At 40.0% G+C, this 16,920-nt stretch carries 16 protein-coding genes; 10 read left to right on the forward strand and 6 right to left on the reverse strand.

The annotated features are described in order from the left end of the window. Positions 1 to 139 precede the first annotated feature (139 nt). The gene (gene mnmA, locus MK805_RS00530; protein WP_240873236.1) at positions 140 to 1,231 is read right to left on the reverse strand and encodes a tRNA 2-thiouridine(34) synthase MnmA; all 1,092 of its coding nucleotides are present in this window, start codon (positions 1,229 to 1,231) and stop codon (positions 140 to 142) included. Positions 1,232 to 1,391: 160 nt separating this feature from the next. On the opposite strand from mnmA, the gene MK805_RS00535 reads away from it, so the two are divergent. The 3 genes from MK805_RS00535 to pepV all read left to right on the forward strand — a co-directional run bounded on the left by MK805_RS00535 (position 1,392) and on the right by pepV (position 4,822). Next, entirely contained in the window at positions 1,392 to 2,873 is a 1,482-nt protein-coding gene (locus tag MK805_RS00535) for a VWA domain-containing protein (protein ID WP_240873237.1), read from the forward strand. A 2-nt stretch (positions 2,874 to 2,875) separates the two neighbouring features. Then, positions 2,876 to 3,196: a hypothetical protein gene (locus MK805_RS00540; protein ID WP_240873238.1), complete on the forward strand. Its 321-nt coding sequence runs from the start codon at positions 2,876 to 2,878 to the stop codon at positions 3,194 to 3,196. Positions 3,197 to 3,415: 219 nt separating this feature from the next. After that, on the forward strand, positions 3,416 to 4,822 hold the full coding sequence (gene pepV, locus MK805_RS00545; protein ID WP_420833042.1) for a dipeptidase PepV: 1,407 nt from the start codon (positions 3,416 to 3,418) through the stop codon (positions 4,820 to 4,822). Positions 4,823 to 5,153: 331 nt separating this feature from the next. Here the strand turns inward: pepV and MK805_RS00550 are convergent, their stop codons facing one another. Together MK805_RS00550 and MK805_RS00555 are read right to left on the reverse strand one after the other, a co-directional pair. Then, positions 5,154 to 5,816, reverse strand: a complete 663-nt coding sequence (locus tag MK805_RS00550; protein WP_240873240.1) for a hypothetical protein — start codon at positions 5,814 to 5,816, stop codon at positions 5,154 to 5,156. A 19-nt stretch (positions 5,817 to 5,835) separates the two neighbouring features. Beyond that, positions 5,836 to 6,990 (reverse strand): cysteine desulfurase family protein, encoded by a 1,155-nt coding sequence (locus MK805_RS00555; RefSeq protein WP_240873241.1) that lies wholly within the window; start codon positions 6,988 to 6,990, stop codon positions 5,836 to 5,838. Between the two features lie 160 nt (positions 6,991 to 7,150). Between MK805_RS00555 and nadB the strand changes: the two genes are divergently transcribed. Genes nadB through nadA form a run of 3 tightly spaced genes read left to right on the forward strand, consistent with a single transcriptional unit; the run spans position 7,151 to position 10,629 of the window. Then, positions 7,151 to 8,674: an L-aspartate oxidase gene (gene nadB / locus MK805_RS00560; protein ID WP_240873242.1), complete on the forward strand. Its 1,524-nt coding sequence runs from the start codon at positions 7,151 to 7,153 to the stop codon at positions 8,672 to 8,674. Positions 8,675 to 8,678: 4 nt separating this feature from the next. After that, a complete protein-coding gene (gene nadC, locus MK805_RS00565) occupies positions 8,679 to 9,533 on the forward strand; it encodes a carboxylating nicotinate-nucleotide diphosphorylase (protein ID WP_240873243.1) in 855 nt (284 codons plus the stop codon). Beyond that, complete coding sequence (gene nadA, locus MK805_RS00570; protein WP_240873244.1) at positions 9,526 to 10,629, forward strand: quinolinate synthase NadA; 1,104 nt, start codon at positions 9,526 to 9,528, stop codon at positions 10,627 to 10,629. Before nadC ends, nadA begins: the two co-directional genes overlap by 8 nt. Positions 10,630 to 10,659: 30 nt before the next feature. Here the strand turns inward: nadA and MK805_RS00575 are convergent, their stop codons facing one another. The 3 genes from MK805_RS00575 to MK805_RS00585 form a co-directional block, all read right to left on the reverse strand. Further along, complete coding sequence (locus MK805_RS00575; protein WP_240873245.1) at positions 10,660 to 11,178, reverse strand: hypothetical protein; 519 nt, start codon at positions 11,176 to 11,178, stop codon at positions 10,660 to 10,662. A 138-nt stretch (positions 11,179 to 11,316) separates the two neighbouring features. Then, entirely contained in the window at positions 11,317 to 11,880 is a 564-nt protein-coding gene (locus MK805_RS00580) for a hypothetical protein (RefSeq protein WP_240873246.1), read from the reverse strand. Between the two features lie 244 nt (positions 11,881 to 12,124). After that, entirely contained in the window at positions 12,125 to 13,222 is a 1,098-nt protein-coding gene (locus MK805_RS00585; protein ID WP_240873247.1) for a L,D-transpeptidase family protein, read from the reverse strand. A 228-nt stretch (positions 13,223 to 13,450) separates the two neighbouring features. Between MK805_RS00585 and MK805_RS00590 the strand changes: the two genes are divergently transcribed. The 4 genes from MK805_RS00590 to MK805_RS00605 all read left to right on the forward strand — a co-directional run bounded on the left by MK805_RS00590 (position 13,451) and on the right by MK805_RS00605 (position 16,854). Further along, the gene (locus MK805_RS00590) at positions 13,451 to 14,572 is read left to right on the forward strand and encodes an HAD family hydrolase (protein WP_240873248.1); all 1,122 of its coding nucleotides are present in this window, start codon (positions 13,451 to 13,453) and stop codon (positions 14,570 to 14,572) included. Between the two features lie 72 nt (positions 14,573 to 14,644). After that, entirely contained in the window at positions 14,645 to 15,253 is a 609-nt protein-coding gene (locus tag MK805_RS00595) for a superoxide dismutase (RefSeq protein WP_240873249.1), read from the forward strand. Between the two features lie 163 nt (positions 15,254 to 15,416). Further along, positions 15,417 to 16,190 (forward strand): cell wall hydrolase, encoded by a 774-nt coding sequence (locus MK805_RS00600; protein WP_240873250.1) that lies wholly within the window; start codon positions 15,417 to 15,419, stop codon positions 16,188 to 16,190. A 424-nt stretch (positions 16,191 to 16,614) separates the two neighbouring features. Next, positions 16,615 to 16,854, forward strand: coding sequence for a hypothetical protein (locus MK805_RS00605; protein ID WP_240873251.1), 240 nt, complete (start codon positions 16,615 to 16,617; stop codon positions 16,852 to 16,854). Positions 16,855 to 16,920 lie beyond the last annotated feature (66 nt).

The raw sequence follows: 16,920 nt of genomic DNA on the forward strand, positions 1-16,920 counted from the left end.
GCCGCTAGGTAGTCGATGATTCTGCCTTAGGGCAGGTCTCTGGGCATCTTCATGTCCAGACTCGAAATTAATAGTACGAAATAGATGGTAATAATAAAGCCGTACCTACTAAAATTTTTTGTAGGTACGGCTTTATATTTTAAAATGTTTTCTCGATAATCCCGCCGCCAAGACATTTCTCTTTGTCATAAAATACAACAGATTGTCCAGGTGTCACAGCCCGCTCTTTTTCTGCATAGTGTACGGTGACAGTGCCATCACTGTTTGGGGTGACGGTCACAGGGACATCTACTTGGCGGTAGCGAAACTTCGCTGTGCATGAGAAGGGTTTTTGTGGTTGTTCTGCTTGCAGCCAGTTGAGATGGCTGGCAGTAAGCCCTTCGGAAAACAGTGCTGCATTATTGTGTCCTTGGGCAACATATAAAATGTTGTTTTTGACGTCTTTTTTTGCTACAAACCACGGTTCCCCTGTACCGGTTTCTGATCCTCCGATACGAAGTCCTTGACGCTGTCCGAGTGTATAGTACATCAATCCATCGTGTTCTCCAATTCGTTTGCCATCCAAAGTGTGGATTTCCCCAGGTTTTGCTGGCAAGTACTGGCTGAGGAATTGTCGGAAGTTCTTTTCGCCGATAAAACAAATGCCTGTGCTATCTTTTTTCTTAGCAGTTGCTAATCCGGCCTCTTCCGCTATTTTTCGTACTTCTGCTTTTTGTAAGTGCCCGATTGGGAAAAGAACTTGATCGAGTTGTGCATGATGAACCGCATATAAAAAATACGATTGATCTTTTGTTGGATCTATTCCTCTCAGCAAAGTAGAACCTTGTTCACTATGTTCTACTCTTGCGTAGTGTCCAGTTGCGATGTAATCTGCGCCTAGCTGCTTTGCTTTTTCTTGAAAATCCCCAAATTTGATTTCTCGATTACACATCACATCTGGGTTAGGTGTTCTACCTGCTTTATATTCATCGAGAAAATATTGGAATACTTTATCTGCGTATTCTTTCTCGAAATTAACCGAGTAATAAGGGATGCCGATTTGAGTAGCCACTCTGCGTACATCTTCGAAATCCTCTGTAGCAGTACAGTGTCCAAACTCGTCTGTGTCATCCCAGTTTTTCATAAACAAACCGACAACATCATATCCTTGTTGTTTGAGCAGGTATGCTGTCACAGAAGAATCTACCCCTCCTGACATTCCTACTACAACACGTATTTTGCTTTTATCCATTGCTCATCACACATTCTATTTGTTAGTTTTTCTCATTATAAGACATGTTGCTCTTTCGCGCAAAAATGTGACCATAACAGGTAATCACGTTTGGAATGGTTGTCAAAGCGCAAGTGATCCAGTAAGCTTATAGAAGCACGGTAGGGCGGTAGGAGGTATTATGCGATTTGTTAAACTTTTCCTTTTAGCTTGTTTTTTATTAGTGACCACAACAGGATGCTCATTGGTTATTGAAAAAATCCAACAAGTTACAGGTAATGAAGTAGAAAATGTAAGTGAAAAAAAGACAGATACACGTGACAATGTTAACGAAGAAAAACAGATATATGAGCAAGAGTTTGTTCCTCCAACTCCTTCACCAATCTTGCGGAATATTTTAGAGGATGAAGGCAAAGGCAGATATGCAACAGAACCATACAAAGCAGGTAGTGTGGCTCAGGCCCTGCAAGTGATGCCGGAAGGTTTAGCGGAAGATGCTGTATATGCTTACTTGCTTGGTTTGGTAGGTCAAAATTACAAATATGACTTAGAGAGTTTGTCGAGTATGTTAGCTCCCAACTATCAAGCAAAGATGAGAGTACTGTCCTATGGTGAACCTGCGACGAATTCCAAGACAACAGCAAAACCGTTAAAACCGACCAATATAGCTGTTTTAGTAGATGCTAGCTCCACTATGGCAAATGATTATAAAGGAAAGTCACGTTATGAATGGACGAAGCAATTTACTACTACTTTTATGAAGCAGTTGCCTGCAAACGCTAATTTTATGGTTCGTTTTTTTGGTCACAAAGGTGGTCCAAGAAAGAAAGATAAAGAGGTTTCGTGTTCCAAAACAGAATTAGTTTACAAAGGATATCCTACTCAACCAGCCAAATTGAATAAAAGTTTCGCAAAAGAGAAACCGACAGGTTGGAGTCCGTTAATAGAGGCGCTACATAACACGATGAGTGATCTGGTGAAAAATCAAAAAGCCAATAATGAAAACATCATCTATGTCATTGCAGATAGTTCCGATACTTGTGGAGCTGATTTGTCTCAACAAATTGAGGCTATTCGTTCGTCTAAGATGGGTGTAATGGTCAATGTAATTGGTATTGATGTTCCGACGAAAGATGAAAATGAACTAACCCAATTAGCAGAGTCCACAGGTGGAGAGTACCAACCAATTGAAAATATGACTGATTTAGAGCAGATAGCCCGTGTACATGCAAATGAAGTAAAACAAGTCAATGAACCTTGGCAAGTGAGATCGATTCAAAAAATGGTTAAGGGATATCAGGTTACCCAGCAGCGTCTAAATCGGAAATACCAATTAATCGTTACGAACTTGAATAATGAACACAAACGGCTAACAGATGCGAATATACAAATCAAAAACGAAAAGAAAATCAACCCTACAGAATACAACAAGATAAAAGGTTGGATTGATAGTCGTTACGAAGGTGTGCTAGGTTTTACAGAACAAAAAATGCATGCCAAAGAAGCAGAATTAAAGCAATCATTTTCAGACGCAATGATAGACATGGATAAAAAATGGAAACAAAATGAAGCACAATTGAAACCGTACGAAGGAAAGAAAAAAGGATTGCTAAAACAAGCGGAAAAAGTTATTCAAGATATTCCGGACAATCCTGAGGAGTAGACATGATGAAGTATACATTGCAGCAGGATGAGCGTCTTGGGCTTTCAAAACCAGTTCTTTTCGTGGAATACGAGCAATTGAGTGATACGGAACAAGCTGACTTTGAATTATTATGTCAAACCGTTTGTGCCAAAATACCGGAAGCTATCAAAACGTTTGAACGACGATATATGGAGTATTTTGATCAATTGGATCGGGTAGATGAGACAGGATTTTATGAGCTGATGGGAGAGATGAATGAAATCTCGAGCTGTATCTGTGATCTAAACCTGCTGTACCTTTGGATAGAAGGTAACTTTCTATCGAATAGCGTACACAGTTGATGTGAAAGCTACCTATAGGTAGCTTTATTTTTTCGTTTTATTGGAATGGTTTTGGGTAAATAGGGTATACTTAATTTTTAAGTTTTTATTTGTTTATCCATTTTATTTTGACTTTTTCGTGGTGAACTTTGAAAGAGTCAAAAGCAGCCTATTTTTGTGTGACAACGTTAAAAAGCGTTACTTGATACATATGGTGTAGTATGACAGGAGGAGTTCATGATGAATTGGATATTAGAGGCAGAATCAAAAAGGGATGTTTTTTTAGATAAATTAATAGAGTTTTTGAAAATTCCAAGTGTTCTAGATGAATCAACAGCAACAGAAGGAGCTCCATTTGGAAAATCGATTAATGATGCATTGCAATTTATGTTGAACTTTGGTAAATCAGATGGTTTTACGGTCAAAAACTTATCCGGTTACGCTGGGCATATTGAATATGGAAATGGAGAAGAGATTGTAGGAATTCTCTCTCATATCGATGTAGTACCAGCTACAGAAGGCTGGACAACTCCACCGTTTTCTCCGGATATCCGCAGTGGAAAACTTTATGCCAGAGGAGCTACAGATGATAAAGGGCCAACGATGGCAGCTTATTTTGCTTTGAAGATCATCAAAGAACTAAAGTTACCTGTTTCGAAACGGATTCGGTTAATCATGGGGACGGATGAAGAAACACAGTGGAGATGTATGGAGCATTATTTATCTCATGAAGAAATGCCTTCTGTAGGATTTACTCCAGATGCCGAATTTCCTATCATCACAGCAGAAAAAGGGTTTTTAGATGTACAGTTTGCAAAAGATTGGTCCACTGATTCCGTGGAGGACAGCCAGTGGATTTTAGAATCTTTCCAGTCGGGAAAACGTGTGAATATGGTTCCCGAATATGCCACAGCTATTATCAGTGGGGCTGGAGACGTATTTGAGTTGAAAGAAGCTTACCAAGAATTTTTGATGACGAAACGCTTAGAAGGGTATGCGGAGGAAGCCGATGATCATGTCAAGTTAGTGTTGCATGGTCGGGCGCATCATGGCTCCGAACCAGAAAAAGGATTGAGTGCAGCTCTGGAATTGACGAGATTCTTGATCACTCTTCCCCTTGATTCCCATGGTCATCAATATGTTCAAATGATCAATGAGTGTTTTGTCGATAGTATTTTTGGTGAGAAATTAGATATGGTGACAGAAGATGATATCGTTGGGAAGCTCACTGTCAATGTTGGTGTTTACCGCTACGAGCGTCAAAAAGAACAGTTCGTTCGTGTCAATATCCGCTACCCGATCCACGCTGATGGAAATCAACTGGGTGAAAAGTTAGATGAAAAATTAGCTGTCTATGGTTTTAAACCTTTGTATACGGACAACAAACCAGGACATTCTTTTGATAACGATCATCCATTGGTAAAAACATTAGCGAGAGTTTATGAGGAGCAGACTGGATTGCCTTCTCGATCTTTGGCAGTAGCTGGTGCAACGTACGCCAGAGCATTGAAAAACTGTGTTGCATATGGTCCTATTTTCCCTGGAAAAGTAGAAACAGCGCATCAAACGGATGAGTACATCGAAGTGGATGATCTGATTCGGGCCATTGGGATTTATGCGCAAGCGATATATGAATTAGCAAAGTAATACAGCATAGAAAAGGACTTGATCCCCAAGGTTCAAGTCCTATTTTTATGTATTGGTGCGGCGGCATGAACCCGATGTACGAGTTCATGCCGTCGCTATGGAGGGTGGTCACCCTCCTCATCCTTCCTGTCCATTACCTCCACCAGTACGCTTTTTGGTCTGGATGGTGTAGTCGGGGTCGGCCATGGCCTTCTCCCTTCACTCCGATGGGTTCAAATAGTGCCTTCCTTGTTGGAGGGGAGCAGTTACATTCCTATTTTATTTAATTTTTCGACAATAATCAAGAGTTTAATTGTGATCGCTTTCATTTTTATGTGAAAAAACCTACTGTCTATGGAGAAGTAGGCTTTTGGGTGAATAATTGGTACAAATAGGACTTTGAATCTTTAAATTCTTTAGGTAAAGGTTTCTTAATTTTGATTGGGATATCGTTTTTCTTTAAGACTGCGATGAGCTTTAAAAATTGATCTTTTCGATAGAGTGGAGAGTTGTAGTTATTTAAATCAATCGATGTACCATCATCAAAATGAAGAATAAATAATAGACGTAAATCGTCTTGAGTGTATGTTTTTTTAGGTTCATTAATTATGTAGTCTAGTTCTAATTGATTGATTTCATGCCATTCTCTCACTTTAGCATCTTCAATATTAAAAAATGTATTATACTGGATGCCATTTTGAGTAAGCAGTAGATAATTATCAAATCCGAGCACAGTCAAAGGTCCCATGATGAGATAGAAGATGGAAAATAAAATGAATCGAAGACGCAGTTTTTTTGCATGAAACCGATTATGGATAAAGGACAAAACAAACAAAATCAAAACAAAGAAAAACACAAATGACAACCCATAAGATAAGTTAGTACCGATGAGATAAACTTGCTCTGGTTTTTGGTAATTCCACTGTTGGGTCAAGATGTAAAGTACCCACAAAACAGCAGAAATGATAGTGGTGATGAACAGATTACGTGATAACTTTGAGATATTGTTCCACATTTGTCAGATGGAAACCCTCCTAAATAATGGATTTCAAATAGTGCGTAATTTTTTTAAGCTCCGATAAGACATAGTCGATATTTTCCTTGGTGGTATCTTTTCCGATCGTAAATCGCAAACTTTGGTAAGCATTATCCAGATCATTTCCCATAGCCATCAATACATGAGAAGGTAAATGCTTTCCAGCACTGCATGCGGAGCCGCTGGATACAAAAATTTGTTTTCGGTTAAGTTCAAGTAAAATGGCTTGTCCTTCTAATCGTTCAAAGCTCACATTTATGTTATTGGGCAATCGATCAGTTGGATGACCATTGAGCACAACATCTCCTAATTGCTGCAATCCTCTCCAAAAATAGTCACGGATTTCTTCCTGTCTTGTCTTTTCTGCTGCTAATTCCCCTGCGATTAATGAAGCTGCTTTTCCAAAACCAACTATCGCTGGGGTATTGAGTGTACTTGGCCGCCAATTTCTCTCTTGGCCGCCACCATGCAGAAGAGGAGTAAGTCTTACTCCTTTTCGGACATAAAGGGAACCAATACCTTTTGGTCCATATATTTTATGACTGCCTATGGACAAGAGGTCTACTCCTAATTCTTCGACATCGCAAGGTAATTTTCCAAAAAATTGCACCGCATCTGTATGGAAAAGTATCTCTTTGTCTTTTATCAGTTGAGTGATTTGTTTAATAGGTTGAATCGTACCTACTTCATTATTAGCAGCCATCACACTTATCAAAATCGTTTTGGGAGTAATCGCTTGTTCCACATCCAAGACACTGATTTGCCCAAATCGATCTACAGGAAGATAAGTGACTTCAAAACCTAATTGTTCTAAATAACGACAAGCTTCTAAAACAGAAGGATGTTCGATGGAAGAGGTAATAATATGGTTACCTCGTTTTTGATGATAGAGTGCTGTGCCGATTATTGCTAAATTATTCGCCTCCGTACCACTGCTAGTGAAAAGAATTTCCCTTGGCGAAGATGCTCCTATCGCATGAGCAATTTGTTCTCTTCCTGCTTGAATATGAGAATGAGCTTGTCGACCCATATCGTGTATACTGCCCGGATTTCCAAATATTTCGGAGAAAAAAGGCAGCATGCTGTCTAGTACTTCTTTGCGTACAGGGCTTGTGGCACCATAATCGAGATAAAGAGCCATCCTTTTCACCATCCAATCTTTTGTGACGAAGACTTTTCCTTCATGCTTATCATTATAACGAAAACAAACGTCAGCGGAGATGTGAAATTTTTGTTGACATTATCGCAGATCCTGCGAAAATAAAAGTGATAGATATGTGAACAAATGTATCTTATGTGAAAGGATGCACGATATGACAACAAGAGAAACAGATTTCCTAGTTATTGGCAGTGGAATTGCTGGTTTAACTACTGCGTTATCGCTTGCACATCATGGGAATGTGATAATTATCACAAAATCCAGTGAAGAAGCATGCAATTCCTATCGAGCCCAAGGAGGGATTGCGGCAGCAATTGGAGAGGGGGATTCTGCTAGGCTGCATTTGGAGGATACACTGCGCACAGGTGTTGGCCATGCAGATGGAGATTCTGTTGAAATGCTTGTTCAGATGGGACCAGAGATTATTTCGCTATTAGCAGATTGGGGAACACCGTTTGATCGCAATGAGACGGGATATGCTTTGGCGAAAGAAGGTTCACATAGTAAACCACGCGTTTTACATGTGACAGGAGATGCAACAGGTAAGGGCATCATTGATTCTCTCTTGCTCAAAGCAAATCAGCATCCATCGATTTCGTTTGTTTCTCATACTATGGTAGTAGACCTCATGATGGAAGATGGCGAATGTATTGGTGTCTACGCTGCTGACCCTGATCACGGTACAACACAGTATGTTGCGCACTATGGTGTCGTTTTAGCTACTGGTGGATGCGGTCAAGTCTATCAGTACACTACCAACGATTTGGTCTCTACAGGAGATGGGCTGGCTATGGCTTATCGTGCTGGGGCAGCTCTCACCGATATGGAATTCGTGCAGTTTCATCCTACTGCACTTCACCTTGATCAAAATCCGATGTTTTTGATTTCGGAAGCAGTTCGTGGAGAAGGAGCTGTGTTAGTAACTGAAGATGAAGTACCCTTTATGAAAAAGTATTCCGATTGGGGAGATTTAGCTCCAAGGGATATTGTTTCAAGAGCAATCAATCAGGAAACAACGCATGGCCATCGTGTGTATTTGGATGCAAGACAACAAAAAGATAGCTTTGCCAGTCGTTTTCCAACCATATTCGCTACTTGTATGGAAGCTGGTATTGATCCGAGAGTAGACCTGATTCCAGTGACAACTGCTGCACATTTTCTGATGGGTGGCGTCAAGACAGATCGAACGGGACGGACCACCATTCCCAGACTTTACGCCTGTGGAGAAGTAGCATGTACTGGCGTACATGGTGCAAATCGATTAGGGAGTAATTCATTATTAGAAGGAGCAGTATTTGCTAGAAAGGTAGCTCAAAGTCTATCTTCCTTATCTAGAAAGACATTTACAACTTTACAAGGTGCTGATGAATCGTTAAGATTGTGCAATAATAAACAAAATGAAGATCAGTGGAAACAACAAATTCAGCAATTAATGTGGAAATATGCGGGAATAACACGTACGAAAGACGGGATGGAACAAGGGTTAAAAGAATTAAAATCCATTTCTTTACAATTGCCATCCTCCTGTTTAGAATCCCAAAATATGTTACAAGTTGCACAAGTGATTTTAGAGTCAGCACTTTGGAGAGAAGAGAGTCGAGGAGGACATTTTCGATCTGATTACCCCGAAACCATCGAAATTTGGGCTTCCCGACAGTATACAGTGGAGGAGAAATAACTGCATGCATCCCATTCAATTGCGTCAATCCATTCGTGAGATGTTGAACGAAGATATTGGAGCAGGAGATATTACAACCGAATCACTAGTGGAAGCAAATCACCGAAGTTCAGCTGTATTATTAGCTAAGCAGTCTGGTGTTATTGCTGGTTTGCCTATTGTAGCTCTTGTCTTTCAGGAGTTAGATCCACATTTAGAGTTCCAAGCTCAAGTAGCAGAAGGTCAGAAAGTCGAAGCCTATCAGACAATTGCGGTCTTATCGGGATCTACAAGAGCAATATTGACAGCAGAACGAGTAGCTCTGAATTTATTACAGCGTATGTCTGGAATTGCAACGCTCACACGGCAGTTAGTAGATCAATTAGAAGGACTAGACTGCCGAGTCTTGGATACTCGCAAAACGACACCAGGTCTTAGACAGTTTGAAAAATATGCCGTACGTACAGGTGGTGGGACCAATCACCGCTTTGGACTCAGTCATGGTGTGATGTTGAAAGACAATCATATTGCTTTTGCTGGCAGTTTGGAAAATGCAGTAAAAAAGGTTCACAAGCGTGTAGGTCATATGGTGCAAATTGAGGTAGAAGCAGATACTTTGGAACAAGTTCAAGAAGCTTTGTCGCTGCCTATTCATGCTTTGCTGTTAGACAATATGGACGTCGAAACATTGCGCAAAGCAGTAAAGATGATCGATGGAAAAGTATGGACAGAAGCATCAGGCGGGATTACTCCAGATACCATTCGCAGTATTGCAGAAACTGGTGTAAATGCTGTTTCCGTTGGATATCTCACCCATTCAGCAACTGCATTAGATATTAGCTTGGACTTTGTGGAAGAAGGGATAGAGAATCATGCTTAATGTTCACACCGATTTGCAACTGCCAGAAGTGTATCGCCAGCTTTCTGATGGAGAACTGGATGAGAGAATAAAAAGAGCTAAAGCAACTCTCGGAAGTGATTTGGTGATTCTAGGTCACCACTACCAGCGTGATGATGTGATCCAATATGCAGACTTTCGGGGAGATTCCTTGAAATTATCACAGATTGGTGCAAGAGAGCGGGATGCCAAAGTTATTATTTTCTGTGGTGTTCATTTTATGGCGGAGACTGCTGATACACTTGCTGCAGATGAACAAATTATTGTTCTTCCTGATCTACAAGCAGGATGTTCGATGGCAGACATGGCAGATATAGAAGACGTAGAAGAAGCTTGGGAGCTATTAGTCGAGCAGTTTGGAGATACGATTATCCCTGTAACTTATGTAAATTCAACCGCTGCAATCAAAGCATTTGTAGGAAAACACGGGGGAACTACTTGTACTTCTTCCAATGCAAAAGAAGTTCTCACATGGGCGTATTCTCAAAAGAAACGGATCTTGTTTTTACCTGATCAACATTTGGGGAGAAATACAGCTTATGGTCAGCTAAACATTCCTCTGGAGCAAATGGTGATCTGGAATCCACATACTGCTGGGTTAGAAGCAGTTGCTGGAGAATTAGAAGAGGTACGGATGATTTTATGGAAAGGACATTGCAGCGTTCATCAAAAGTTTACGACAGCACATATCGAACAAGTGCGTAAGCGGGACGCCGAAATCAAAGTATTGGTCCATCCAGAATGTTCCTTTGAAGTTGTTCAGCAGTCTGATTTTAATGGTTCCACTGATTACATCATCAAAATGATAGAAGCAGCCCCTTCGGGAAGTAAATGGGCCATCGGCACGGAAGTAAACTTAGTTGGGCGTCTTGCCAAGGAACACCCGGATAAACATATCGAGTTGCTAAGTACCACGATGTGTCCATGTTTAACAATGAATCGTATTGACCGGCCTCATTTGTTGTGGGCATTAGAAAGTGTTGTGGAGGGAAATCCAGTCAATCAAATTGAGGTAGCACCAGAGATCATCCATTGGTCTAAAATTGCTTTAAATCGTATGTTCCAAGCAGGTAAATAAAAAAGTTGGAGGAATATTCCTCCAACTTTTTTATTCTAAGTAATCAGTAGGGCTAACTTCTTTCCATTCTATATTGCCTTGTGGAGTATCGTCATCTAAATGTTTGAAATCTAAAATTTTCCAATCATCGCCTTCTTTGATAAGGATCATATTTACATATGTGTCTTTATCCGTATTAAACTCATCAACTGCAATTGCATCTTTTGGGATTCGGATGATGACGGAACGGCGGGTATCAGATTGGGGATCATTAAGGTTATCTGCAATATAATAAGGTTTATTTAATCCTTTTATCATTGCTTCTTGAATAATTTTGATGATATCGTCCCTGTGTTCTGAAGGATTTTCATCAGCATTGGTAGAGATAGTGGAAACTATCTTTTGATATCTTTCCTCAGCAGTTGGAGAATCAGATTTTGCATATAGTGCATTTATATAGGTAGCAGCGATTTCTTGCGCATCATCTAGCCCCCCAAAGCAACCTGTTGTAAAACTAAAAATTACAAATAAGGAAATAAAAACAAGTCCGTAATGCAATCGTTTTTTCAATTCATACACCTCACGTACGTAATTTTGTCACTTTTTTATTATATAAAAATAGTTACCAAAAGAATAGTTAGTATTTCTATAGGTACGAAATTAATGATATATCGAAACGACAAAGAGCTGGAGTGTCTCCAGCTCTTGTTAATCTAAATAATCAGTCGGTTTTACTTCTATCCATTCGAGTTTATTTTTTTGAATCTTTTCTTTGACTATATCTATGTTTTCTAAATCGATGATTTTCCAGCTATCTGATTCTTTATTTAAGGTTAAGATCGCATAGGCCTCCGAATCTGCCTTATTGTACTTTCCATTGATTCCAATAACAGCATTTGCCTCTGTAAATGTTCCTTTCGGAAAACGAGCTATGATGGAGCGCCGTGTTTCTGTTTGGGGATCATTTGGATTATCAGCTATAAAATATGGTTTGCTTACTCCATTTGTCATAAATTTTTGGATAAACTTCAGCATGTTTTTTTTATATTCGGGTTGCAAAAGGTTATTTTCAAACTTATTGGAAACCAGAGAGGACATTGTTTGGTATCGCTCTTCAGCGGACGGGTCTGTTGATTTGGCGAAATACGAATTTAAAAAGGTCACACTTGTTGTTTGTGCATCATCCAATCCGCTAAATAAAGAACAGCCAGTAGGAAGACTAGTGATCACAAATAAGGAAAGGAACAATAGGCCATATCTAAGTTTCTTCAAGCGCCCCACCTCAAGATGTTAGAGTTAATAGTATCGCTTTTTAGTATAATTCAATGAATCCTAGTAATCCAAGTAGTCGGTTGGATTTATTTCTATCCAACTTATTTCTTCATTTTCCATTGAATAGGGGGATTCACGCTCTGTATCAACGATTTTCCAATCATCGCCCTCTTTCATCACTTACTGTATTAAAATCTTACTTAGAAACAAAAACGACGCTGTTCTAAACAGCGTCGTTCACATCTTATTTTGCAACAGTCTTATGAATATAAGCGATAGTTCCATTTGATAGTCGGATCTTATGGAAGTCTCCTGACATTCCTAACTTCGTTAGTTCCGTACCTTTGGATACTTTTGCAACCACTGGAGCATTCATGGAAGCGGCAGAACGAACGTTAGCGCTGTTTGCTGTTACGGTTACTACCCATTTTTTTGCGACTAAGTGACTGATATAAGCAACTTTTCCGCTTGCGGTTTTCACTTGGTACCATTCTCCATTGTCAGCAAGCAACAAGTAGTGAGCACCTTTTTTGGCTTTTTCGACTACAGGGGATGACAGGTCAGGTGATTTTCGTACATTTGAATTATCTACCGTTACTTCTGCATACCCTGATTCCGGTTTAAAGGTAAGGCCTGTATTAAGGTCGCCATTGTAAATAAATCCTTTACGGCCATTGGATAGTTTTACTTGTGTGTAGTTTCCAGAAGTTCCTGTACGAGTCAGCGTAGTATTTTTCGCTACAGTCGTAATTTTGAAGGAACCAGTGGAAGGTCCTGTCCATGCAGTAGTATCTTTTGTTGTTTTTACATAACCCGTAGATGGTTTTAGACCGACACTCATATCTCCACGCCAAACGCCATTGCTTGTTCCAGTGTGAATCCAAACAGGCACACCTTCGTAAATGCGGTTATACAGATCAATTACTTGCTCGTTTAACATGCGAATACAGCCATGAGATGCATGTGTACCGATGGAACTAGGTTGATTGGTACCATGGATGCCAAAAGATCTTCCATTATCCCCATTGACACTAAACCCGTTCCAGCGAGGACCTAATGGGTTATTTGGACCAGGTGGAACGTCTTTCCAACTCGGACCAGTGATTTTTACCACGATTGGGAAAGTTCCCTCTGGCGTTAATTCTTTGGTCTTTCCTGTAGCAACGCGATATGTCTTTACTACTTTTCCGTTTTCATATAGATATAGATAGTTGGTAGTTTTGTTTACTTCGATTTTTTTCGTTATTACCGACTCAGCAGCAAAAGATGCTTTTGGTATGCTTATCAAGGGCAAAACTAACGCGAAAGCCACCAAGATACCAATGAAACGAAACTTCCTCAAATTATCTCCCTCCAAATTCAGCTCACGCTCTTCCAATAGAAGAGATATTTCTATCATATCGAATTGTCTATCTATTTGGAGAGAGAAATTGTTAAAAGTGTACTAACTTTTTTGTTCTTTTCATGATTTTGTCTCTTTGCGAAAAGATGGCAGCGAACTTTGCTTTACTCCACAGAGAGACTCATTTAAGATAAAGAAATTAGGGCTTTTAAAAGGAGAGGGAATTTGATGTATCAAATGATTTTATTTGATGTAGATGGGGTTTTATTGAGTGAGGAGCGCTGCTTTGATGCATCCGCTTTAGCTGTGTGGGAATTGTTATATGGATCCCATTTTCTAGAGCTGAAAGAAGGGAAATTTACGACGGCTCCTGCTGAAGAGCAGATCAGATATATTCGAAAAGAAGTTTTCCAGGAAGATAAGATATTAGATTGGATGAAAGATCGGGGAATAAACGCCAATTGGGATATGGTATACCTCGTCTTTAGCACGCAATTGATGCTGCTGCTGGAAAAAATCGATCCAACTTTTGTGAGGGACTGGATTGCGAAACCTATTACGGAAGAATCTTTATTAGCATTAAAAAAACATACCCATGGAATTAGCCCTGATTTTACATTTTTCTCTACTTTATTTGATGAATCCAAGGGAAAACTAAATCGGGATGAGTTACTGGTCTACTTTAATCAATATGTACAAAAACAATTTGGTGTCGATGTCGATTATTTCTCCCGAATGAGCACCCTCTGGGAACTTGGTCGTTCCGTTTATCAGGAGTGGTACTTTGGAGAAGCATTGTTCCAAAAAGAAGAAGGATATGCTAGAACAAAAGGGAAACAAGGGTTTCTATATCAGGAAAGTCCATTAGCACCAATTGAGGAACTACAGCAATTGTTTGCCGATTTGTCCAGACAAGGTATCACACTTGGTATTGGAACAGGTCGACCTTATTTGGAAATGGAAGTGCCCCTGCGAGAAATGGGACTGTTGACGAATTTTGACTCCAATCGCATCGTGACCGCATCTGATGTTGTGTCAGCAGAAGGAAAGTATCCAGATGAAGCACCGCTTGGAAAACCTCATCCCTTTACTTATTTGTTAGGCTATCTAGGGGAAGAAGCAACAGATCAAAAGGCACTGGAGCTGTCTCTTCCAATTAAAGATGGGGAAAAGCTGTTAGTAGTTGGAGATTCCGTCGCAGATTTTCTCGCTGCACAGTCTATCGGCTGTCACTTTGCAGCGACGCTGACTGGCCTTACAGGACAAGCTGCACGAGAAAAATTCGAAGAATTGGGTGCGGATTACATTTTAGATGATGTAAGGCAGCTGAGAACGATCATAACAGCTTGACTAAAAGAAGATTTTTTTCGCATAATAGAAGAGAAAAATAAACAGCAACTTACTTTTTGGAGGGATTTTAGTATGCCTAAATATGAATTGCCAGCACTTCCATACGCTTTTAATGCTTTGGAACCACATATTGATGCACGGACCATGGAAATCCACCATGACCGTCACCATGCTACATACGTAAATAACTTGAATGCAGCTTTGGAAGGGCAAGATGTTGCAGATCAATCCATTGAAGAATTAGTTGCTAACTTAGATAAATTACCAGAAGGTATCCGCACTGCTGTTCGTAACAATGGCGGCGGACATGCGAACCACAGCTTCTTCTGGCAAATCCTCAGTCCTAATGGCGGTGGAGCACCGACTGGTGAAATCGCAAAGGCAATTGATGACACCTTTGGCAGCTTTGATGAATTGAAAGCAAAATTTGCAGATGCAGCTGTTAAACGTTTTGGCAGCGGCTGGGCTTGGCTTGTGGTGAAAGATGGTAAATTGGAAGTTACCTCTACTGCAAACCAAGACAGCCCGCTTACAGACGGTGCAACTCCAGTACTTGGTTTGGATGTTTGGGAGCATGCATACTACCTCAACTATCAAAACAAACGCCCTGACTACATCAGTGCATTTTGGAATGTAGTGAACTGGGACGAAGTAAACAAACGCTATCAAGCAGCAAAATAAAAGCTTCTAAAAAGCAGCCATTTCATTGGCTGTTTTTTTGTTTGTCAAATCCAATTGCTGGATGGAAGGCTTTGCCGGTAGTTTGTGCATGGTGATGTCCGTATAATGGGACAAGTGTTCCGAATCCCATTGTCCCAAACAAGAAAGAGGAGGACATCATTTTATGCTTACCAAATATGTATTAGTTTTATCATCGTTATTTAGTTTTATTTTCGTGCATGAGCAAACCCCGCGCTTGGCGTCTTCTACGATTCATCAGAAAGCAGAGCAAAGTATAAAAATGAAAGATGCACAACAACGCTTAAAAAAATTAGGATTGTATCAAAAGCCTGTCAGCAGTCGATATGATGCATATACACGTAATACTTTTGCACAATTTCAAGCGGATTATGATTTACCGATCAATGGGACATTGGATCAAAAGACGAGTGAGAAACTTCACCAATTAACTACTGTGAAACCAGCCCCAGTGAAAGTAATTGCAGAGCCTGCAAAACCAAAAGTTATCAAAGTAAAAGCGGAAGCGAAAAAACCGAAAAAATCTTATGTAAAAAAATATCCTGCTGTCCATGCGACAGAGGAAGAAGTACGACTATTGGCAAAAGCTGTTCATAGTGAAGCTCGTGGAGAAAACTTCAAAGGAAAAGTAGCAGTGGCAGCAGTTATTTTGAACCGTACAGAAGAAAAAGGATTCCCACACAGCATTAGGGGAGTTATTTTCCAGCCAAGAGCATTTACTGCTGTCAGTGATGGTCAATTCAACCTAAGACCAAGTAAAGAAGCTTATCGAGCAGCTCGTGAGGCGCTTGATGGGTATGATCCAACTCACGGGGCAATTTTCTACTATAACCCTCAAATTGCAACTTCCAGCTGGATGATAGAGGAAGCGAAGAAGCATGATAGGGTAAGAATTGGACAACATGTGTTTTTTAAATAGATGAGCAGATTCCTTTGGATCTGCTTTTTTTGGTTCACTTTTTTATGTATAGAGTTTGTTGCATAAATAGGAGCTGAATCCAAAGGGTTACCGATTCCATGGTGCTTTTCCAGTGTTTAAACCATTTCTTTTCAAGGATTCTTTCAATTTGGGAGAAAAGCCTCTGAATAAGTCTAAAATTCCCTCCTGTAATTCGAATAAGGGGGACCGGGGAGATACGTGTAAAAATAGGACATAGTCTAGGAATATTTATCAATACAATCACAGAGCTGATACATCATATGAAGTAGTACATAACAGGACGCATGTGAATTTGTTTTCTGAATAAAAAGAGGATAATGAATAAGGATTCAACTAATTGATAGCAATCAATATTCATGTTACGATCCAAATAAGGACAGCTAGAGAATAGGAGTTCCTCTCCATGGAAAAGGTTGAGAAGGACGGCAAGGTCGTTGAGGTCATCTTTACCAATGAAGACCTTGATGCTTGGACTGATGATCCTTGGGGTCCCAAGTGGAAAGAAATGCAGACACCGATTGATACTCTTGAAGAAGGGCTCACGCTTCGTTTCGACTTTCGTATTCGTAGTGGAACGCACAGTATCTGTGTACAACGAATTAAAAACGGAAAGCGTATCCTTCCTATCAGTTGGTTCTTATAGGGACCAGTCTGCACAAACCTTTAAAAATTAAATCCATGGAGGTTCATTAACAAATCCCACATTGGT

The organism is Shimazuella soli (genome assembly GCF_022511585.1).
Lineage (GTDB): Bacteria > Bacillota > Bacilli > Thermoactinomycetales > Thermoactinomycetaceae > Shimazuella > Shimazuella soli.